This window comes from Nitrospirota bacterium, assembly GCA_020846775.1.
Classification (GTDB): Bacteria; Nitrospirota; 9FT-COMBO-42-15; order HDB-SIOI813; family HDB-SIOI813; genus RBG-16-43-11.
The window spans coordinates 117,637-139,888 of record JADLDG010000034.1 but is presented as its reverse complement, the minus strand read 5'-3'; the positions used below and the strand labels follow the sequence as shown (position 1 = coordinate 139,888).

Genomic DNA, 22,252 nt, shown 5'->3' with positions numbered 1-22,252 from the left:
ATGAAGTGGATTAAAAACTAAGCCCCCCGGAATGCCTGCATAGCCTCTTTATATATTTCATCAGGATTGTCTCTATACCGAGGCGAGAAGTGAAAGATAACCAGCTCTTTAACGCATGCCTTCTGAGCCAGCTGACCAGCCTGTTTAGCGGTAAGATGAAACCGTTCCGATGCTATCCCACTGTCTTTATCAAGAAATGCCGCTTCACAATACATGATATCCGAATCTCTTGAGAGCGATATGATCTTTTCCTCATTTTCTGAATTATAGACTGCATCAACAATATAGGATAACTTCTGTCCCTCTGTGATTGTTGTAATCTTGTCTGCTAATTCACCTAAGGTGAAGGTCCGGCTGCCATCTTCAGCATCGCTTCCGGTTATCTTAATCCTCTCGCTGTCAGGAGCTCCTTCCCATAGTGCCTGCTTGAAGCTCCTGAGCCACGGGCCAACCGGAAGGTTCAGACGATCAAGTTTTTCCCTGTCTATATTGATGTGAAATCTTTCTTTCAGGGCAAATGCAAGCGAAGTAATTTTATGATCAAGAGACGCGCAATATACTGTAAGCATATCTTCATCTAAAATAATCCCGGAAAAAGGTTTGTTGCTTAAGTCACGCCGTCTGAAACCATCTCTTGCGTGGAACTCAGTCATTTTTAAAATTCCGGCGTTTACCTCGGTAATTCTAAGAACGAGAAGATAATCTTTTGTCAGGTTCCACGTATAACCCCTCAACTTGCCTTCAATACAGTCAGTGATCCCTGTCGGACCGAAAATTCTCATTGTCTTATCCCGGTTCAGGACAGTCCTTAAGATACTATCAAATCCAATGAAGTGGTCCATATGAGTGTGAGATACAAAGATGTCGGAAACCTTCAGCAATTGAGATGCATTAAGCCGTGAGACATCTCCTGCATCAAACAGCAGTGCCCGTCTGTCCCACATTATATCAATATAGAGACCCGGATCATCAAAAGGGCCGTTTATTAAAGAGGCATGTAATAGGGGCTTCATAAGGCAGGTTTATAAGTTCATGACAGGTCCGGAATCGGGGAGTCAGGAGAACCATCTTCTCCCAGAGATGCCTCTTCAACAGCAGATTCAACCTCCTGCTCAAAGTCCTCTCCAAGTTCATCACCAAATTCCTTACCCATCTTTTTCATGAATTTTGCAACGCTGGCTGGATTGTTCTCATCAATATCACCCCACTTGCCGGGATCAGCCAGTGATTCAAGCCGTGCCTCCTCAGACTTGGGAGCTGCAAATCGGGAGAAAAGACGTGTCAGTTCATTACTGCCGCAATGCATGCAAACAGGCTCCTGAGACGACCGGTTCAAGAGAAGAACTGTCACCTTCTTCCGACAATTGTTGCATTTGTATTCATAAATTGGCATGATGCAATTTATAATATCATTTCTGATATGGAATTATCAAATGTCCATGTACTCCATTGACAGGAGTCTGAATATCCCATCATATTGGGAATGCCAAATCTCCCCGGTTATTTTTTGAAAATAAAAAAGACCGCCCCTATCATAAAAAGAAATCCCACTGCATAATTCCACCTGAACTCTTCCTTAAGATATAAGATTGAAAAGACTGAAAAGACGATGAGGGTTATCACCTCCTGAATAGTCTTTAACTGTGCGGCAGAGAAATCATGATGTCCTATACGGTTTGCCGGGACCTGGAAACAGTATTCAAGAAAAGCGATAAGCCAGCTGATTAGTATGACCTTCCAGAGTGCAGTGTCTTTATATTTAAGGTGACCATACCATGCGATAGTCATGAATATATTGGATATAGTTAACAGGATTACCGTTGTCATTTTCCGGGTCGTTATTGTAACACAATTTATAAAAAATGTTTAAATATCCTGTCCCTTTTTCCACAATATGTTAATATGAAGGCAAGGGTCGTCAAAGGGCTTTGTATGTTAAAAAAGTGATGATACATGACAGGAGAAATTCTTATTGGATGTTGTCATTTTATCCCGTCTTCAATTCTTTCTGACGATCTCGTTTCATTTCATCTTTGTATCCATTAGTATTGGATTGGCCTGGTGGCTTGTAGTCATTGAGCTGCTTGGCTGGAGACTAAGAGATGGAGAGGTTTATCTTGAGGCAGCAAAATTTTTCAGCAGGCTGTTTGCCATTACATTTGTAACAGGTACTGCCACAGGTATAGTCATGGAGTTCCAGATAGGTATGAACTGGTCAGCGTTTTCAAAGTTCTCCGGTGACGTATTTGGTCCTTTGCTTGCTGCAGAAGGGCTTATTGCCTTTATGATTGAAGCCTTCTTTCTCGGTCTCTATTTATTCGGGAGGAATAAGGTGCCGCGCACAATACACCTGCTGTCCATATTTATGGTTGCCGCAGCTTCTACTATTTCTGCCTTCTGGATACTGGCGGCGAACTCGTGGCAGCAGACACCTGCGGGATTTGTTATTAAGGATGGAAGGGTGGTGTTGACGGACTTCAGTGAAGTTATATTTAACCCGTCAACATTACAGCGGTATTTTCATACAATGGATGCAACATTTATTTCCGGGACTTTTTTTGTAGCAGGGATTTCATCATATCTGCTTCTTAAGAACAGGAAGGTTGATGCTGCACGAAAGTTGCTGAAGTACTCCATCATTGCGGGTCTTATCTTAACAGTGCTTCAGGTTATGCCCATTGGTCATGAACACGCAAAACAGGTTGCCCTTACTCAGCCGGAGAAGTTTGCCGTCCTTGAGGCTGTAGAAGAGACCCGGGCATATGCCCCTTTTGTTTTATTCGGGATTCCGACGAATGGTCAGGATGAGCTTAAATGGGCGGTAAAGATTCCCGGTCTCCTGAGCCTTATTACATTTAGTGATGCAAGTGCAGTGATTAAGGGTGTTAAAGAATTTCCTCCGGATGAGTTGCCCCCCAGGCTTATTCCATTTATTGCATTTCGCACGATGGTGATACTTGGTATATATTTTATTATTCTGACACTGTACGGTGTCATTAAACTCTATCGCGGTAGACTGTTTAATTCAAAGAAATTTCTGCGATTACTTGTCTGGTCTATGCCGCTCCCGATTATTGCCTCCCAGCTTGGATGGATCGCCGCTGAGGTTGGGCGGCAGCCCTGGATTATCTACAGGGTCATGAAAACAGCAGCAGGTGCGACCATAAATTTACCGGCTGCAAATGTATTATTTACACTTAGTATGTTTGTTATCCTGTATACACTTATTGGCGGATTATACGTTTATCTTGTCAGGAGGGAGATAAATAAATGGACCTGAACATGGTATGGTTCCTGTTGATTGGCTTTCTTATTACAGTTTACACCATACTTGATGGTTATGACCTGGGGGTAGGGTTCTTACACCTGTTCGCAAGGGATGAACATGAGAGGCGTGTTAATATCAGTGCTATAGGTCCACTCTGGGATGGCAATGAGGTCTGGCTTGTAACAGAAGGCGGGGCCCTGTTCGCTGTTTTTCCTGTTGTCTACGCTACAGTCCTGAGTGCATTCTATATTTTATTTTTTCTCCTGATGTTTTCATTAATCTTAAGGGCCTTATCTATCGAGATTCGTAATAAGGCAATATCCGAAGGCTGGAAAAGGTTCTGGGATTGGGGCTTTGGGATAGGAAGTCTTTCGACAGCTGTATTGTTTGGCATTATGCTCGGCAATATCCTCCAGGGATTGCCTGTTGATGAGGGGCATATTGTTGCCATACAGTCATTGCCGCTGTTCAATACATTTTCTGTTTTTACCGGTATACTTGTCCTGGCCCTGTTTACCATGCACGGTGCGGTATATTTGACATTAAAGGCTGACGGCCTGTATCTTCAAAGGGTAAAGAGGCTCCTGTTTACTGCATGGGTTGTCTTTATAATCCTCTATTCCTCTGCAATTGCAGTCACTGTTTACTCATTACCGGATATGTTTGAAGGCCTGGTAAACAAACCACTGTTAATCCCTCTCGCAATAATAAATCTTGCATCCATTATTTATCTACCTTTCGCAAACAGACGCGGTCAATATGGCAGGGCATTTACAACCTCTGCAGTAATGATTGTTTCAATAATGTGTCTGCTTGGACTGACCCTCTTTCCGGATATGCTTCCATCAACTATTAATCCGCTTTATAATCTGACTGCCTATAACGCGTCAGCAGGACCGTACACATTAAAGGTAATGCTGATTATTGCACTGATCGCCCTTCCAATTATTACCGTGTATGCGGTCTTAATTAATCGTGTATTCAGGGGAAAGGTCGTGCTGCAGGATGAAGGTTATGAATGACAGAATAATTGAGTCCTATATCGGAAGGCACTCTTTAAGGAACCTGCCGGTATATGATTTATTGCACTCAGCTACCTCCTCAGGTGTCCCTTCTGCCACAATCTCCCCGCCATTTTCGCCGCCCTCCGGTCCGAGGTCCACTATGTAATCTGCAGACTTTATCACATCCATGTTGTGCTCTATGACAACGACTGTGTTCCCCCTCTCCACAAGGAGGTTGAAGACATTGAGGAGTTTTCTTATGTCATCAAAGTGCAATCCTGTTGTCGGTTCATCTAAAAGGTATAAGATGTCTCTTGCATCCCTTCTCCATATCTCACTGCATATCTTTAATCTCTGCGCCTCGCCGCCGGATAATGTGGTTGCAGGTTGCCCGAGCCTCAGATAACCAAGTCCCACCTCGTTAAGCAGATGGAGGTTGTCCCTGAGGGAGTCCTCATTAGTAAAGAAGATTTCTGCCTCGCTTATTGTCATCTTTAGTATGTCACTTATATTCATTCCCTTATATCTGATCTTCAGTACCTCCGGCCTGTAGCGCTCTCCCTCACACTTATCACAGGTAACATAAAGGTCTTCAAAGAAATACATCTCGAGACGTTGATAGCCGCTTCCCTGACATGACTCACACCGCCCGCCTTTGGTGTTGAATGAAAACGCAGAGGGCGTTAGTCCCGCAGTCCGTGCCTCCCTCTGTGATGCGAATAGTTTTCTGATAACATCAAATCCCTTGATGTAGGTAATAGGGTTTGACCTTGGAGTCCTGCCTATTGGTTTCTGGTCAATCAGTCTTGTGCCCCGCAGGTGCTCTGCTCCATAAAGCCGCTCAAACTTCCCCATCTTCTCGAAATTAAGCCTGAAGACACGGGCGATTGCCCTGTAGAGGGTGTCCTGAATCAATGTGCTTTTGCCTGAACCGGAGACGCCTGTTATACATGTAAGGGTTCGAAGAGGTATCTTCAGCGTGATATCCTTCAGGTTATGTTCCCGTGCCCCGCTTAATATGAGAAACTTTCCGCTCCCCGCCCTTCTTACAGATGGCAGTCGTATATACTTCTCACCGCGGATATATCGTGCAGTAAGACAGTCAGATTTCCTGAATTTATCTTTATTGTCTGAAAAAACCACCTCTCCGCCGTTCTCTCCGCCTCCTGGTCCCATCTCTACAATGTAATCTCCGGACTCTATCATGGTCTTGTCGTGCTCAACAACGATCACCGTGTTGCCCGACTCTGCAATCTCCTGCACTATATCTGCAAGCATGCCGGTATCCCTTGCATGAAGACCGATGCTTGGTTCATCGAGTACATAGAGTGTGCCTACAAGTCTTGATCCAAGTTGATTTGACAGGTTTATTCTCTGAGATTCACCACCGGAAAGCGTTCTTGTCTGACGATTAAGGGTCAGATAATCGAGGCCGATCTTTATGAGAAAACCTATCTTCATCTCTATCTGTTTTTTTATATCTTTTGCTACATCTTCTTCGAACTGAGTCAGCTTCAGGGACGAGAACCATTTGTAAAGCCCGCTTACAGGCATATCGCAGATCTCCTGTATATTTATACCTTTTCCTTCCCCTGCATCTCCTATCCTTACATTAAGGGCCTCTGGCCTAAGCCTTGCCCCCTTGCAGGATGGGCATCTGGAAGGGCTCCTGTAGCGGCTGATGAATACCCTTACGTGAAGCTTATAGCGCTTTCCTTCAAGGTATGAGAAGAAGTCATTAATGCCTTTGAAATCAGGGGTACCTTTGAACAGCTTGTCTTTCTCATCCTGTGAGAGTTTATTATAAGGTTTGGACTTGTCTATGCCCTGTTTTTCTGCTGCAGTTAAAAACTGTTCCTGCCACCAGGTATAGGCAGGTTTGGTCCATGGTTCTATTGCACCATCTTCAAGTGTGAGGTGCTTGTCCGGAACTATGAGGTCTTCATCATACTGGAGTATATCTCCGAAACCCTTGCATTGGGTGCAGGCCCCGACCGGATGATTGAATGAGAAAAGGAGTGGTTCGGGTTTCTTAAAAACGGTATCACATTTATGACACTTGAATTTAGTGTCGAACCTCAGGGTCTCACGCCCAATAATATCTATGAGAATACTTCCCCCGCCTTCCCTGAATGCAAGTTCAATAGAATCAGATATCCTCTTGCGGCTTTCCGGATTAATAGATATACGGTCAATGACAGTATGTACATCACCTTTTGAATAATGTTCTTCTATACCTGAAGGGAGTTCACCGGGAAGGGTAAATATCTCGTCCCCCGACTTGAACCTGAAAAATCCCCTCCCTGCAAGATTGCCGAGGAGGGTGTTTAATGCCTCCTTGTTTGACACCCGGTTCTTATTGGTCTTCACCGGTTTTTTGTTTTTCGTATTGGAAACAACTTCATCAGCTATGATTAATGGAGAAAGGATGAAAGCCCTCTGGCCGTCATAATTATCCATTAACTTGCTTAAGACAGCGGAAGGATTATACGACCGGACATCAATATTACACACCGGACAGACGACCCTGCCGGCCTTTGCAAATAAAAGCCGAAGGTAGTCATAAATCTCTGTTGCTGTTCCTGCAGTTGATCGTGACGACCTGACGCTGTTTTTCTGCTCGATGGCAATGGCAGGCCTGATATTTCTTATAGCATCAACATCAGGTCTGTCTATTTTTTCTATGAACATCCTTGAATAAGATGAGAGTGACTCGATATAGCGCCACTGACCCTCTGCAAATATGGTGTCAAAGGCAAGGGATGACTTGCCTGACCCGCTAATCCCTGTTATTACAGTAACCTTATTGTGGGGAATTGACAGGTTAATGTTCTTGAGATTGTTTTGCCTGGCGCCCTGGATGATAAGATACTTGCTGCTCATGATATTGAAAATAATTATTGATAGTAAACTTAACAGAATATTATAGCATATTTAAATGCATTGCGATTGCACGTGATCCATTTTTTCAATCTTTTTCAGACAATATTGTTCAGGCAGTTATTGTCTTGACAATAATAAATGATGCAGATATTCTGAAATCTATGATTGAGGACCAACTATGCGTTAATCCGTTTAACTTGCTGAAAAGCTTGCCAACAAGGCACAAAGACAAATAGTTTAACATATTCATATTACTGAGACGGAGGATTGAAGCATGAGATTTATTGAGATATACATCAAGAAATGTTGCAAGGCCGGTATTATCCTGGCTGGAATTGTAGTTGTGACCCTGACGCTGGCCGGATGTAATAAAGGGGACAAGGCAGCCACAATGCCGCCGGCCGGGCCACCCGAGGTGGGTGTTGTTACAATACGGACGCAAAGGGTGGCACTTACCACGGAACTTCATGGTCGAACCTCCGCCTACCTTATTGCAGAAGTGCGGCCCCAGGTCAGCGGCATCATCCAGAAACGCCTGTTTACCGAAGGTGCGGATGTCAAGGCTGGAGATCTGCTCTACCAGATCGCCCCTGCCACCTACCAGGCGTTCTACGATAGCGCAAAGGCAGCGCTTGCGAGGGCTGAGGCCAATCTCACCCCCGCCAGGCTTAAGGCCGAGCGTTACAAGGAACTCATTGCATTAAATGTGATCAGTCAGCAGGACTATGATGATGCAGGCGCAGCGTTCAATCAGGCAGAGGCCGATGTGGAGTCTGCCAGGGCCGCTGTTGAATCGGCGCGTATAAACCTGTCCTATACGAAGGTAACCGCACCTATCTCCGGACGAATCGGTCGCTCATCGGTTACGGACGGCGCTCTGGTAACCGCCAGTCAGCCTGCTGCACTGGCTACCATCCAACAGCTTGACACCATGTATGTGGACGTCACTCAATCCAGCACCGATCTGCTTCGTCTGAAGCAAAGCCTGGCCAGCGGTGCGTTGAAAAGCGACGGGACTGCACGGACACGGGTCAAGTTGCTTCTGGAGGACGGCAGTGTCTATCCATTGCCCGGCACCCTGAAGTTTTCAGAAGTTACAGTGGACCAGAGTACCGGATCCATCACGCTGCGGGCGATCTTTCCGAATCCGAAGCGGACGTTGCTGCCCGGCATGTTTGTCAGGGCTGTCCTGGAGGAGGGTGTCAATGAGCATGCGATTCTGGTTCCCCAGAGGGGTGTTACGCGCAATCCGGCCGGAGATGCCATGGTCCTGGTTGTCGGAAGCGAAGAAAAGGTGGAACCCCGGGTCATCAAGGTCGTCCGGACTGTAGGAGACAAATGGTTGGTCAGCGAAGGACTGAAAGCAGGTGATCGTGTCATCGTCGAAGGATTACAGAAGGCGCGCCCGGGAACGCCGGTAAAGGCCCTTGCATTCGACAGCAAGGCTGATGCCAGCCCTGTTGATACGCCGAAAACAGCAGTAAATAAATAAAGGAGGCGTTTCATGCCCAGATTCTTCATAAATCGGCCCATCTTTGCAATAGTGATCGCGATCATGGTTATGCTTGCGGGTTTTCTGGCGATCATGACGCTGCCGGTTGCCCAGTATCCTCCCATCGCACCGCCTCAGATTACCATTAATGCCTCGTATCCTGGTGCTTCGGCCCAGACTGTGCAGGATACGGTTACGCAGTTGATCGAGCAAAAGCTCAACGGCATAGACAACCTGATCTACATGTCTTCCAGCAGTGACTCAAGCGGAGCCGTGGCGATCAACCTGACCTTCAAGGCAGGCACCGACCCTAACATAGCCCAGGTGCAGGTGCAGAACAAGCTGCAACTGGCTGTGCCGCTTCTGCCTCAGATTGTGCAGCGGCAAGGGATACAGGTGGTCAAGTCAACCAGGAACTTCCTGATAATCGTCGGGCTTGTGTCGGAAGACGGCTCCATGGACCGCAGCGCACTGACCGACTACCTGGTCTCGAACGTCCAGGATATTATCAGCCGGCTGGAAGGAGTAGGCGAACTGCAGATGTTCGGCACTCAGAATGCCATGCGGATATGGCTGGATCCTGCCAGGCTGAGTAATTACAGGCTGACAACCGGTGATGTGATAGCGGCGCTGGAGGCTCAGAATGCCCAGATTTCGGCAGGCCAGTTCGGCGGCACACCCGCCTCTGCGGGACAACAGTTGAACGCCCCTATCACGGCCCGTACACTGCTCCAGACCCCGGAGCAGTTTGACGCTGTTATCCTGCGCACCAACCCCGACGGTTCGACGGTAAGGCTCAGGGATGTGGCCGAGAGCAGGATAGGCACTGAAAACTACGATATCCAGTCATTTTACAACGGAAAACCGGTGGGCGGAATGGCAGTCCGTCTCTCGGCGGGCGCCAATGCCCTCGAAACGGGAAACCGGATCAAGGCCAAGATGGAGGAGTTGTCGCAATACTTTCCTGCCGGTATGAAGGTGGTCTATCCCTACGATACCACGCCGTTCATTGAGATCTCGATCAAGGGAGTCGTAGAGACCCTGATCGAGGCTGTTTTCCTGGTCTTTATCATCATGTTCCTATTCCTCCAGAACATCAGGAGCACCCTGATCCCAACCATCGCGGTGCCGGTTGTGCTGCTCGGCACCATGGGCGTCCTGGCGGCCGCCGGTTTTTCTATCAATACGCTGACCATGTTCGCCCTGGTGATTGTTATAGGTCTTCTGGTGGACGACGCCATTGTTGTGGTGGAGAACGTGGAGAGGATAATGCTCGAGGAAGGGTTATCTCCCCATGACGCCACGATCAAATCCATGGGGCAGATTACAAGCGCCCTCTGGGGCATTGCCACAGTACTGACGGCGGTCTTTCTGCCCATGGCCTTTTTTGGAGGATCGACTGGAGTCATCTACCGCCAGTTTTCGATAACTATTATCTCCGCTATGATCCTCTCCGTGCTGGTTGCCATGATCCTGACACCAGCGCTCTGCGCCACTCTGCTCAAGACGGCCGAAAAAGGGCATCACGCCGGCGCAGCCAGCTGGTTTAGCTGGTTTTTCCGCCAGTTCAACAACGCGTTTGAGCGCAGCAGGGCGCTGTATGAACGTATCGTGGGCCGCTCCTTCGGTAAGCCGGTGCGTTACCTGGTGCTGTACGGCGCGATCGTTGCGGCTATGGCATTCTTTTTCCTGCGGCTTCCAACCTCCTTCCTTCCGGATGAGGACCAGGGATTCATTGTCTGCCAGATTCAGCTTCCTGCCGGCGCCACACAGGAGCGCACCATCAAGGTGATGCGCCAGATGGAGCGGCATTTTCTTGAACAGGAGAGCAAGACAGTAGAAGGTATAATCACCGTTGCCGGGTTCAGCTTTGCCGGCAGGGGCCAGAATATGGGGATCGCCTTTGTAAAACTAAAAGACTGGAAGCTGCGGCCGACTCCTGATCTGAAGGCGCCTGCCATTGCCGGCCGGGCTATGAAGGCATTTTCGCAGATCCGGGACGGTCTGGTCTTTGCTTTTTCACCTCCGGCGGTTGCGGAACTGGGGCAGGCCAGTGGTTTTGATCTTCAACTGCAGGACCGTGGCAACCTGGGACATGACAGGCTGATGGAGGTCCGCAACCAGCTCCTGGGCATGGCCATGAAAAACCCGAAAGTGATGGCTGTGCGGCCCAACGGCCAGGATGACTCACCCCAGTTCAAGCTTGATATAGATGATGTGAAGGCCGGCGCCCTTGGGTTGTCCCTGGCCGACATCAATAGCGTTCTGACCACTGCATGGGGCAGTGTCTACGTAAACGACTTTATTCAGAACGGCCGGGTAAAGAAGGTATTTCTCCAGGCAGACGCCAGTTACAGGATGCTCCCGAGGGATATCAACAACTGGTATGTAAGAAACATAAACGGAGATATGGTGCCGTTCTCGGCCTTTTCTAAGGCCCATTGGCTGTACGGCTCTCCCCGTCTGGAGCGGTATAACGGCATACCATCCGTAGAGATCATGGGACAGGCAGCGCCCGGGGTGAGTACCGGCGAGGCTATGACTGAAATGGAAAAAATGGCGGCCCAACTGCCGCCAGGGATAGGCTACGAATGGACCGGCCTCTCTTATGAGGAAAAGAAGGCAGGCGCTCAGGCCCCGGCGCTCTACGCCATCTCGCTTCTGGTAGTGTTCCTCTCCGTGGCCGCTTTGTATGAGAGCTGGACCATTCCCTTTGTCAATCTGCTGATGCTCCCTTTAGGCCTGGTTGGGGCGGTTACCGTTGTTACGATTCGGGGACTGCCCAATGACATCTATCTGCAGATCGGTCTGCTCACCACCATTGGGCTTTCCACAAAGAACGCTATACTGATTATCCAGTTCATCAAGGGGCAGCTTGTGCAGGGGCATGAGCTGGTTGAGGCCACTCTGACTGCGGTGAAGATCAGGCTGCGTCCCGTCATAATGACCTCTCTTGCCTTCTTCTTCGGCACCCTGCCGCTGGCCCTGACCCGCGGAGCAGGGGCCGCGGCCCAGAACGCTATCGGCACCGCCGTCACCGGCGGGCTGCTTTCGGCTACTTTCATAGACCTGTTATTTATTCCCTTCTTCTTTGTGATGGTCTCACGGTTGTTTGGCAGGGGAAAATATAAAGGGAGAGCGAAAGCGCCTGACGTTGATGCTGCGGAGGAATGATAAATTACAAAAATTGCTGGATCTGACTTTAATTGCTCACAGCAGAATCTGGAGACCATATGAAAGCAACTCATTATACCCTGGGAAACTACAAGATGGATGAGAGCGTAGGCTTTCTAATCTCGCTTGCATTCTTAAGATTTGAGCGGGCCTTAGCGTCGGAACTTAAGAAAAAGTGTCCTGAAGCTACTCCCGCTCAATGGAAGATATTGATGCTGATAGGCAGCGGAAGATGCAAGTTTGCTGCAGAGCTTGCGTATATGGTTGACTGCGATATGGGATCCATAACGCGCACTTTGGATCGGTTGGAATCTAAGCATTTGGTAAAGAGAGATCGGTCAAAGGTTGACAGGAGACTTGTAAATCTCAGCCTTACCGACGAGGGTATGAAAATTTTCCCTCATCTTCCGGAAGTTTCAATAAATGTCATGAATGAGCTGTTAAATAATTTCAGCAGAACGGATGTCACACGCTTGAAGCTTTATCTTCGTAGAATTGTTTCGAATGGATGATCAATGCAGTTCGAGGGATTCACAGTTTAAGGAGGTGCGCCATGGCAATTGTTGAAAGGGTAGAGGCGGTCTTGAAGAAGAATAATGTCATTTATAATACAATTAAACATCAGGAGGTTTATACTGCTCAGGAAATAGCTGAGTCAATGCATGTATCCGGGAAAAACATGGCGAAGGTTGTGATGGTCAAGGCGAAGGAGCGGTACATTATGACAGTTATGCCGGCAAGCTGCAGGATGGATTTCAGAAAGTTGAAAAATATCTTGAGCGAAACGGACTTGCGGCTTGCCTTGGAAGAGGAATTTAAGACAATCTTCCCGGATTGTGAGGCAGGGGCTGAACCTCCGTTTGGAAATCTCTACGATATTGAGACCTATGTTGACAAGTCACTCGCAGAAGATGATCAGATTTATTTTAATGCCGGCAATCATTATGAGATAGTGGTAATGGATTACACAGACTATGATAATATAGTCAGGCCAAAGGTAGCAGAATTTGCAGAGCATCTGCATTGAAAATCCCTTTCAGTGTGGTATAATCTGCCTTACGCATGAAAGAGACCACCTACAAAGATTTCAGGATACATTACAATGATGAGGGCAAGGGCGATGTACTCCTTTTACTGCATGGCTTTTGTGAATCATCTGAAATATGGGACTATTTTCGTGACAACCTGTCCAGAAGATTCAGGGTTATTACGCCAGACCTGTTGGGTCATGGGAAGAGCTCGCCTCCCGCTGTAAGAAACAGCTCCGGTGAATTTATAAATACAATGGAAATGCAGGCTGAGAGCGCTGCTGCGGTTCTCAAGTCCGCAGGGGTGGAGAGATGTACTGTGGTTGGTCATTCAATGGGGGGATATACTGCACTTGCCTTTGCAGAGCTATTCCCGGAGAAGGTAAAAGGGCTTTGTCTTTTCCACTCAACGGCCATGGCAGATCCGGAGGAAAAGAGGCGGGACAGGGATAAGGCAATTGAGGCGGTGAAGAAGGATAAGAAGGCATTTCTGGAGGGGTTGATCCCTAAGATGTATGCACCTGCAAATGTGATTAAGATGAAGGGGCAGGTGGGAAAGACGCTGTCGGCTGCAATGGTCATCCCCGAGGATGGTCTCATTGCGGCACTTGCAGGGATGCGTGACAGGAAGGACCGTCAGCATGTGCTTGAAGGCGCAGCGTATCCGGTTCTTTTTATCATAGGCAGGGATGACCTGCTTATTCCACCGGATAAAATGCTGCCGCTGATTATGAAACCCGGACATGCTGAGGTTTTGATATTGAGTGGTGTCGGGCATATGGGATTTTATGAGGAGAGGGACAAGACCCTGTTTGCCATTGAAAAGTTTGTGGAGGAGACGATTCAGGATGATAGAATGGATGGTCCGGAATGAGAGGATGGGTGACTTATAAAACCTTCGATTTCAGATTCAATATTGTCTTGTTTATATGTCTGTTGCTGCTTACGTTGTCAGGTTGTGCAACGCATAATGATAAAGAGTCAATAATCACTGTCTCTCCACGTTCTGCAGTCATAACTCTTGGTGACACTAAAGGGTTTTCTGTTACTCCTGCAGGGACAGCGGCTGCATGGAGCGTAAACGGCATCCCCGGCGGCAATGAAAATGTGGTTGGCACAATAGATAGTGACGGTAAATATACAGCGCCAGCGGATGCTGCAGCAGCGCCTGAGAAGGTTGTTATACGGGCTGCTGATACAACCGGCACATCTGCAAGCGCTATAGCCTTCCTGACAACCTTTAATGCGAACATGAGATTAACCGCCAATTATAACCCTGGAATATCAAGGGCGAACACATACTCCTCAGGACAAAAAAATATTGCGGTATTTAAAGATGCAGATACAGGGACTGTAAGGGTCTATGTCGTATGGTCTGATAATTCGTCGGGCTTGTACAAGGCTTATTTTACCAGGAGCATTAATGGCGGCAGTAGTTTTGATTTGCCGGTACTTGTTGACAGCTCGTCACTGGGAGAGCAGTTCTCGCCGGCAATAGCCGCAGATAGCTCCGGAAATATATATATTACATGGGAGGACAGGGGGCAGGGTGACGCTGATATCCTGTTCAGAAAATATGACAGAGTCTCTGGTTTTGAGTCAATAAAGAAGATCAACGCCGATACAACAGGAAACCTTGATTACGATACCTCTCCATCTATTGCTATAAACTCTGATGAAATATATATAACATGGGAGCACAGGGATTATAGTGGCGATAATTATCCGGCCATATATTATGCCTGGAGCATTAATCTTGGGAGCACCTTTTCTGCCGGGGCGTATCTTTCATTAGCAGGGAGACGGCCGTCAGTAGCTATGGACCCGGCTGGTTCTGCCTATGTCGTATGGGAAGACCTGGGTGAAGAACTAGTGCAGTTTCCATCCATCCCGACCCGCATAAAGCTCAAAAAGATTAGCAGTGGGATTCCAGGGGTTTCACTGGATATTGGATTGACATCTGGCTACAATGCAAGGGTTCCATCAATAGCGGTTGATCCTGTTTGTAATACACCAGGAGATCCTGTTTGCGAGGTATATATCGTATGGCAGAGGGCACTGATAACTGAACCTAAATTTGTGAGTGAGGTAATTAATTCGTACGACATTGACCTTGCAATTGTAGACGGGGGGACACTCTCGCTGATAAATACGACACTGTCTGTTACTGATAGCGTCAGCTCAGGTTTCTTCGGCGGTGCAGCATATCCTGCAATCGCTGCTGATGATTCCAATATCTATGTTGTATGGGATGATTGGCGAAATGGGGTAAAAGATATATATTTTGCAAAGAGCAGTGACGGTACAGGTTTTACAACCAACCGGATAGTTAATGATGATGCAGGAGATAGTGTTAGTGGACTGGCATGGCATGAGAAACCGGGCATATCTGTGGCAGATGGAAAGGCATACGTCATCTGGACAGATTACCGCAACACTCAGTTGTCAACAACGGCAAGTCCGAATGATGTATACTTCTCTGTCGAATAATGGGGGATTATGGAGGTAGACTATGTCATCTGATGATACAAAAAAATTCATAGAAACACAGCGCCAGAACTGGGACCGCGTAGCGCCGGCGTGGGAGAAATGGGATAAGAACCTTGAACAGAGTATGTCTTTTGTCAGCTACCGTTTGATTGGAGACGCGAGGATTTCCCCTGGTCAACAAGTGCTTGATCTTGGGTGCGGCACGGGATGCCCGTCAATACTTGCAGCACAGGCTGTTGGCGACAGGGGGGCGGTAGTAGGGCTTGATCTGTCGTCGAACATGCTGGCAGCAGCCAGGAGGAAGGCAGAAGGGGCAGGGGTAAAGAATATTTCATTTCACGCAAATGATGTATCTTCACTGCCTTATGAGACCGCCTCATTTGATGCTGTTATCAGCCGTTTTTGCCTTATGTTTTTACCTGATGTCCATGCTGCATTGAATGAGATATCAAGGGTGTTGAAAAACGGAGGTTATCTATCGGCTGCAGTATGGTCTACTCCGGACAAGAATCCATTTGTCAGGATACCGGTAGAGGTGTTGAAGAAGTTCGTTGAAATACCAACTCCTGCACCGGATCAGCCTGGCATATTCAGGCTTGCAAAACAAGGTGACCTCCTTGGGATGGCGGGTTCCGCCGGACTGTCAGGTCTGGCAGATGAGGAAGTCTCAGGCGAGTCTTTTTTTGATTCGGCAGAAGAATACCTTGCCAATTTAAAAGATATGGCCGCCCCGCTCCAGCCCCTGTTTGCAAGACTTACGAAGGAGCAAAAAGAGGTTGTTGACGTCGAGATCATGAATGCTGTAAGTAAGTATAAATGCGGAGACAAGATAGCCCTGCCTATGGTATTCAGGGTGGTTGCTGCCAGGAAACCATCAGCGCGATAATCACTCCAAAAATTCACTTGACGTTAAATAACGGTATAGGGTAGTATTAATGACCCTAATCTCCTGTTAGGAAAAAAAGGGATACCTGTCATTAAAAATGAAAATAGCGATTGCATCGGATCATGGGGGTTGCAGCCTTAAGGAAAAGATAGTTGAATTACTTAAGGAGAAGGGATTAGAGGTAACAGATTACGGTGTGGATAATCCTGAATCAGTAGATTATCCTGACTACGGGATTAAGGTTGCAGATGCTGTCTCTAAAGGTGTTGCAGAGAGGGGGATATTATCCTGCGGCACAGGCATCGGGATGTCAATTGTAGCTAATAAGTTTCCTGGTGTCAGGGCAGCCTTATGCCATGATTTGTTTACTGCGAGGATGAGCAGATTACATAATGATGCAAATATCCTGGTTCTTGGAGGCAGGGTATTGGATATGGAAGTGGCCCTGCTGATGGTGGGTGCGTGGCTCACGACAGATTTTGAGGGCGGCAGGCATCAGCGGAGACTGGATAAGATAAGCGAAATAGAAAAGGGTATATTCAACAGAAGAAAGAATGGATAGAGAGGAATATTAGGATGTCGGATTTACGAAATAAGGATCCTGAGGTCTTTGAGGCGATTCAGAATGAGATAAGGAGGGAGAATAACCATATACTCCTTATTGCATCAGAGAATTATGCAAGCAAGGCAGTGCTTGAAGCACAGGGCTGTGTGATGACTAATAAATATGCCGAGGGTTATCCGCATAAACGGTATTACGGCGGGTGTGAATATGTGGATGTCGTGGAAGACCTTGCCATCTCAAGGGCGAAGACTATTTTCGGCGCTGAACATGTAAATGTTCAACCTCACTCAGGGTCACAGGCCAATATGGCCGTATATTTTGCCGTCCTAAAACCAGGTGATACGATCGTGGGGATGGACCTTGCACATGGCGGGCATTTGACACATGGAAGTAAGGTAAATTTCTCCGGCATCTTCTATAATGTTGTCAGCTATGGGGTTGGACGGGAGACAGGGACAATTGATTACGATGAAGTTAGAAGACTTGCAATAGAAAGAAGGCCTAAGATAATAGTTATAGGTGCAAGCGCCTATGCAAGGACCATTGATTTTCAGGCATTCCAGGCTATAGCCAAAGAAGCAGGCGCCTATACGCTGGCAGACATTGCACATATTGCAGGCCTGGTAGCAGCAGGAGTTCATCCAAGCCCTTTCCCCCATAGTGATTTTGTTACTACAACTACACATAAGACATTAAGGGGTCCAAGGGGCGGGATGATTATGTGCAGGGCAGAGCATGCAAAGTTGATTGACAAGAGTATATTCCCCGGGATTCAGGGAGGGCCCCTGATGCATGTTATAGCTGCCAAGGCAGTTGCCTTCAAGGAGGCGCTTTCACCAGAATTCAAGGGTTATCAGGAGCAGGTTGTAAAAAACGCAAGGTGTCTTGCTGAAGGCCTGGTTAAAAGGGGATACAACCTTGTATCAGGTGGAACAGACAATCACCTGATGCTTGTTGATCTAAGAAATAAGGGCCTTACAGGCAAAGATGCAGAGACAGCGTTGGATGTATCAGGAATAACGTTAAATAAGAATGCCGTTCCCTTTGATGATAAACCTCCGATGGTAACGAGCGGTGTCAGGATAGGCACGCCGGCAGTAACAACAAGAGGTATGAAAGAAGGGGAGATGGATAAGATAGCAGGGTTTATAGACAAGGTTCTCAGCAATATTGGAGACGAGAAGGTCTATAGTGAAGTGCGAAGCGCTGTAGGAGATTTGTGCAAGATGTTTCCGGTATATTGATAAGGAGTTTTTATGAAATGTCCCTTCTGCGGACATATTGAGGATAAGGTAGTTGATTCAAGAGAGGGTAAGGAAGGGAGTTCTATCCGGCGCAGGAGGGAGTGCCTCAGGTGCAGGAGGAGATTTACCACTTACGAGCATGTTGAAGATGTCCTTCCGGTTGTAGTAAAAAAAGATGGCCGGCGTGAGGTGTTTGACAGGAACAAGATCCTGTCGGGTCTTAAAAAGGCCTGTGAGAAGAGACCAGTAGGCATGGATGCCCTCGAAGACTCGGTCTCCAGGATAGAGAAAAAGGTTCAGGAGAGCGGAGAAAAAGAGCTGCCGAGTACAATGATAGGGGAAGAAGTGATGAGGGAGCTTCATGGTCTTGATGAAGTAGCTTATGTGCGGTTTGCCTCGGTCTACAGAGAGTTTAAGGATATAAATCAGTTCATGGAAGAGTTGAGCGACATCCTTAAGGACAGGAATAAAAAGGGTTGACAATAGGAAGCAAATATCAGGCGGCAAGTATGAGTATTCTAATGATGCCTGACAAATACAGTTTTTTTTAGTTATGTGGACAATAGCCGGAGAAGGTATACATCCAATAGATAGGAAGAGTGAGACATCTTCCATCCCTATCTCAGAAATAAAGCCGCCTTCCAAGGTCGTGATCCCATTGTCACAGCATATAGGCGCCCCGTGTGAATCTCTTGTAAAGATAGGTGATCTCGTTAAAAAATATCAGAAGGTGGGGGAGGCTAAGGGTTTTGTCTCCTCCCCGGTCCACAGCCCTGTCTCCGGTAAAGTTGTGGCCATAGGCAGGTTTCCACACCCGTCAGGAAATCAGTCTAACTCAATCGTGATCGAGTCTGACGGAAAAGATGAACTCATTGATTCCCTGAAAGAAAACAGTAACTACCTTAACGCAGACCCTAAGGACTTGAAAGGTATCATACTCGGAGCCGGGATTGTGGGGATGGGTGGTGCTACATTCCCGACTCATGTCAAATTAAGCCCTCCGCAAGAGAAAAAAATTACAGCAGTTATACTCAATGGTGCAGAGTGCGAACCCTTCCTGACCTCTGATGACAGGCTTATGGTTGAGAAATCAATGGAAGTGATCGAAGGGATGAAGATTCTTATGCACATAATGGGTGTAAGAGACGGATATATTGGTATTGAAAATGACAAGCCTGGAGCAATTAAGGCAATTAATCAGTCTGCAACTGGTACAAATATAAAGGTGATTTCTTTGGAGAAGAAGTATCCTCAGGGGGCTGAGAAGCAGCTTATAAAGAGTGTAACAGGCAAAGAGGTCCCTTCAGGGGGGCTTCCTATGGATGTAGGTATTGTAGTTCAGAATGTCGGGACTGCCGCTGCTGTTTATAACGCAGTCAGGTATGGAGTTCCTCTTGTTGAACGCATTGTAACAGTTACCGGTAATGGGATAAACAGACGGGGTAATTTCAGGATACCGGTAGGGACCCTGCTTGAGCATGTGATAGCTGAGTGTGGAGGGCTTGCCGGTGAGCCGGGCAAGATACTTTTCGGCGGACCGATGATGGGAATTGCCCAGTATTCCATGCTTGTACCAATACTCAAAGGGACATCAGGGATACTAATTATACCAAAAGGTGATGTGGTTTTGGAGGACTTTCGTGCTTGCATCAGGTGCGGAAGGTGTGTGCAGGCATGTCCGATCCGTTTATTGCCAAATATGTACAGCATCCTCGGAGAGGCTGGCAAACCTAAGGATGCAGAGGAGTATCATGTGCTGGATTGTATTGAATGCGGCTGCTGTACATATGTCTGTCCTTCGAGAAGGCCGATAGTGCAGCAAATCCGCTACATTAAAGCAGAGATGAGAAAGGCAAAGAGCAAGGTTGCATAATAATGCAGCCGCTTAAATAGATTGAAATGGCAGAGGCAGCGGTAGAACAGGAAGATAAAAAGGGGAAATCAGAAGAGCCTGTCCCAAAGCTCATTCTAACGTCATCACCGCATCAGCTCAGCCCGGACTCCATTGAGAGAATTATGTGGACTGTTGTCCTCTCATTGGCGCCTGCATCACTGGCAGGGCTTTACTTCTTTGGACTGAGTGCACTCTATGTCCTGATAGTATCAGTATGTTCCACAATGGCTGCGGAGGCAATTTATCAGAAACTGAGCGGGGTAAAGAGTACGGTTACAGATGGAAGCGCTGCAGTCACAGGTCTTCTCATTGGGTTGACCTTGCCACCCGGTTCCCCGTGGTGGGTGTCAGTGATAGGTGGTTTTTTTGCAATAATAATATGTAAACAGCTTTACGGAGGACTTGGATTTAACCCCTTCAATCCTGCCCTCATGTCGAGGGTGTTTCTTCTCATAGCCTTTCCGCTTCAAATGACAACCTGGCCGATGCCAAGCCCACTCTTTTCAGGTATAGATGCCAGTACCGGCGCTACACCGCTCGGAAAACTGCAGGTGGCCAGGCTGACAGGCAAGGGTATAGGCAAGGCAGCAGAGCTTAATATCTGGGATGCGTTTATAGGGAATTTAGGTGGGTCTATAGGAGAGGTGTCGGCGATAGCCCTCCTTATTGGCGCCGCGTATCTTATTTACAAACAGTATATAACATGGCACATACCGGTCAGTATGATAGGTACAGTTATGATATTCAGCGGTATATTCTGGATGATAGACCCGTCCAAATATGTTAATCCTGTCTTTCATCTGTTTACTGGCAGTCTGATCATCGGGGCTTTTTTTATGGCTACTGATATGGTAACATGTCCAGTGACACTGAAGGGGCAATTGCTCTTTGGTTTTGGCTGCGGCCTCATAACTGTAATAATCAGGATGTGGGGCGGGTATCCTGAAGGTGTCTCCTTTGCAATTGTATTGATGAATATAGTATCACCTCTGATTGACAGATACTTGCGGCCGGTGAGGTATGGTGCAATAAAGGCAGGTAGCAGGTAGAAGAAATATGGCGCGACTCATAATAGTTCTGACACTTTTTTGTTTGATTGCAGCCGCGGCTTTGGCCAAGGTTGATGATATTACGAAAGGCCCGATTGCGGAACAGGAACGCATTAAAACAATCAGCGCCCTTAAGGCTGTCCTGCCTGCATTCAACAATGACATTGACAAGGAGGCTGCAGATGTTGTTGTTGGTCAGGACAAGAAGGGCAGAGATGTCAAGATAAAATTTTATAAAGGTAAAATGGATGATAAGCCGGTTGGTACTGCATTTCAGGTAATTGCCCCTGATGGTTATGCAGGAGATATATCTATATTGATGGGCATTGGGTCTGATGACAGGATATCCGGAATTGAGATCATAAGCCATAAAGAGACACCTGGTTTAGGAAACAGGATTCAGAAGGAAGAGTGGAGGAACCAGTTTAAAGGGCGATCCCTTGACGATGGTCAAAGGCTTGCAGTGAAGAAAGATGGTGGAGAAATAGATCAGTTCAGTGGTGCCACCATATCCCCGCGGGCGGTTGTCAACGCTGTAAAAAAGGGGTTGGAAATTTACGAAAGGGAGCATAGTAATGGCGGATAGGGATGCGATGTCTACTGAGATTGCTGATGTTCAGCAGATCAGCGGCTCATCAGTTATCAATGTAAAAGAAATTAGCGGTGATTTTATCAGGGGTTTGTGGGAAGAGATACCGCTGTTCCGTCTTGTCCTTGGTACGTGTCCCACCCTGGCCGTAACCACGTCGGCAACGAATGGTGTCGGCATGGGGGCCGCGACTATGCTGGTCCTTGTCGGCTCTAATATTATGATCTCAGTGTTGAGAAAAGTGATCCCCGACATGATAAGGATACCGGCCTTCATTATTGTTATAGCATCCTTTGTTACAATAATTGACCTTATGATGGCTGCGTTTACTCCTGAGCTGCATGATGCCTTAGGTATATTCATTCCGCTTATTGTAGTGAATTGTATCGTTCTTGCCAGGGCAGAGGCATTTGCATCAAAGAATACGATTATCAGGTCGGCTGCAGACGGACTTGGTATGGGGATGGGATTTACACTTGTTCTGATTTTACTCGGATCTGTAAGAGAGATACTTGGTAATGGGACATGGTTTGATATTCCTGTACTTACGGGTATCATGGGATTATTTCACTATGAGTATCAACCTATGATAGTAATGATATTACCACCTGGCGCATTTATCGGCCTGGGCATCTTAGTTGCTTTCGCGAATATGATAGAAGAGAAGAGGAAGGGAAGGAAATAGG

Annotated in this window: 20 protein-coding genes; 16 read left to right on the top strand and 4 right to left on the bottom strand. The window is 47.2% G+C overall.

The annotated features are described in order from the left end of the window. Nucleotides 1–17 precede the first annotated feature (17 nt). From IT392_05495 to IT392_05485, 3 genes are all read right to left on the bottom strand, one after another. Nucleotides 18–1,013: a ribonuclease Z gene (locus IT392_05495; protein ID MCC6543943.1), complete on the bottom strand. Its 996-nt coding sequence runs from the start codon at nt 1,011–1,013 to the stop codon at nt 18–20. Nucleotides 1,014–1,030: 17 nt separating this feature from the next. Next, on the bottom strand, nt 1,031–1,393 hold the full coding sequence (locus IT392_05490) for a zinc ribbon domain-containing protein (GenBank protein ID MCC6543942.1): 363 nt from the start codon (nt 1,391–1,393) through the stop codon (nt 1,031–1,033). 107 nt (nt 1,394–1,500) lie between these two features. After that, nucleotides 1,501–1,827, bottom strand: a complete 327-nt coding sequence (locus IT392_05485; GenBank protein ID MCC6543941.1) for a DMT family protein — start codon at nt 1,825–1,827, stop codon at nt 1,501–1,503. Nucleotides 1,828–1,972: 145 nt separating this feature from the next. Between IT392_05485 and IT392_05480 the strand changes: the two genes are divergently transcribed. Next, nucleotides 1,973–3,280: a cytochrome ubiquinol oxidase subunit I gene (locus IT392_05480; GenBank protein MCC6543940.1), complete on the top strand. Its 1,308-nt coding sequence runs from the start codon at nt 1,973–1,975 to the stop codon at nt 3,278–3,280. After that, complete coding sequence (cydB, locus tag IT392_05475) at nt 3,271–4,290, top strand: cytochrome d ubiquinol oxidase subunit II (GenBank protein MCC6543939.1); 1,020 nt, start codon at nt 3,271–3,273, stop codon at nt 4,288–4,290. Before IT392_05480 ends, cydB begins: the two co-directional genes overlap by 10 nt. A gap of 15 nt (nt 4,291–4,305) precedes the next feature. On the opposite strand, the gene uvrA is transcribed toward cydB, so the two are convergent. Next, on the bottom strand, nt 4,306–7,155 hold the full coding sequence (gene uvrA / locus IT392_05470) for an excinuclease ABC subunit UvrA (GenBank protein ID MCC6543938.1): 2,850 nt from the start codon (nt 7,153–7,155) through the stop codon (nt 4,306–4,308). Between the two features lie 274 nt (nt 7,156–7,429). Between uvrA and IT392_05465 the strand changes: the two genes are divergently transcribed. From IT392_05465 to IT392_05400, 14 genes are all read left to right on the top strand, one after another. After that, a complete protein-coding gene (locus tag IT392_05465; protein MCC6543937.1) occupies nt 7,430–8,647 on the top strand; it encodes an efflux RND transporter periplasmic adaptor subunit in 1,218 nt (405 codons plus the stop codon). Nucleotides 8,648–8,659: 12 nt separating this feature from the next. Continuing rightward, the gene (locus tag IT392_05460) at nt 8,660–11,821 is read left to right on the top strand and encodes an efflux RND transporter permease subunit (GenBank protein ID MCC6543936.1); all 3,162 of its coding nucleotides are present in this window, start codon (nt 8,660–8,662) and stop codon (nt 11,819–11,821) included. 59 nt (nt 11,822–11,880) lie between these two features. After that, nucleotides 11,881–12,333 carry a MarR family transcriptional regulator gene (locus IT392_05455; protein MCC6543935.1) on the top strand — a complete coding sequence of 151 codons (453 nt, stop codon included), beginning with the start codon at nt 11,881–11,883 and terminating at the stop codon, nt 12,331–12,333. 41 nt (nt 12,334–12,374) lie between these two features. Beyond that, entirely contained in the window at nt 12,375–12,848 is a 474-nt protein-coding gene (locus IT392_05450; protein MCC6543934.1) for a YbaK/EbsC family protein, read from the top strand. 35 nt (nt 12,849–12,883) lie between these two features. Beyond that, the gene (locus IT392_05445; protein ID MCC6543933.1) at nt 12,884–13,723 is read left to right on the top strand and encodes an alpha/beta hydrolase; all 840 of its coding nucleotides are present in this window, start codon (nt 12,884–12,886) and stop codon (nt 13,721–13,723) included. A gap of 8 nt (nt 13,724–13,731) precedes the next feature. Further along, nucleotides 13,732–15,339 (top strand): hypothetical protein, encoded by a 1,608-nt coding sequence (locus IT392_05440; protein ID MCC6543932.1) that lies wholly within the window; start codon nt 13,732–13,734, stop codon nt 15,337–15,339. 22 nt (nt 15,340–15,361) lie between these two features. Beyond that, on the top strand, nt 15,362–16,225 hold the full coding sequence (locus IT392_05435) for a class I SAM-dependent methyltransferase (protein ID MCC6543931.1): 864 nt from the start codon (nt 15,362–15,364) through the stop codon (nt 16,223–16,225). 97 nt (nt 16,226–16,322) lie between these two features. Beyond that, nucleotides 16,323–16,787 (top strand): ribose 5-phosphate isomerase B, encoded by a 465-nt coding sequence (rpiB, locus tag IT392_05430; protein MCC6543930.1) that lies wholly within the window; start codon nt 16,323–16,325, stop codon nt 16,785–16,787. 14 nt (nt 16,788–16,801) lie between these two features. Continuing rightward, a complete protein-coding gene (locus IT392_05425) occupies nt 16,802–18,034 on the top strand; it encodes a serine hydroxymethyltransferase (GenBank protein MCC6543929.1) in 1,233 nt (410 codons plus the stop codon). A 12-nt stretch (nt 18,035–18,046) separates the two neighbouring features. Continuing rightward, entirely contained in the window at nt 18,047–18,514 is a 468-nt protein-coding gene (nrdR, locus tag IT392_05420) for a transcriptional repressor NrdR (protein ID MCC6543928.1), read from the top strand. 73 nt (nt 18,515–18,587) lie between these two features. Continuing rightward, complete coding sequence (gene rsxC / locus IT392_05415; protein MCC6543927.1) at nt 18,588–19,907, top strand: electron transport complex subunit RsxC; 1,320 nt, start codon at nt 18,588–18,590, stop codon at nt 19,905–19,907. Nucleotides 19,908–19,933: 26 nt separating this feature from the next. Further along, nucleotides 19,934–20,977, top strand: a complete 1,044-nt coding sequence (locus tag IT392_05410; protein MCC6543926.1) for an RnfABCDGE type electron transport complex subunit D — start codon at nt 19,934–19,936, stop codon at nt 20,975–20,977. A gap of 7 nt (nt 20,978–20,984) precedes the next feature. Then, nucleotides 20,985–21,563, top strand: a complete 579-nt coding sequence (locus IT392_05405) for an RnfABCDGE type electron transport complex subunit G (GenBank protein MCC6543925.1) — start codon at nt 20,985–20,987, stop codon at nt 21,561–21,563. A 7-nt stretch (nt 21,564–21,570) separates the two neighbouring features. Beyond that, entirely contained in the window at nt 21,571–22,251 is a 681-nt protein-coding gene (locus IT392_05400; protein ID MCC6543924.1) for an electron transport complex subunit E, read from the top strand. The last annotated feature ends 1 nt before the right edge of the window (nt 22,252 follow it).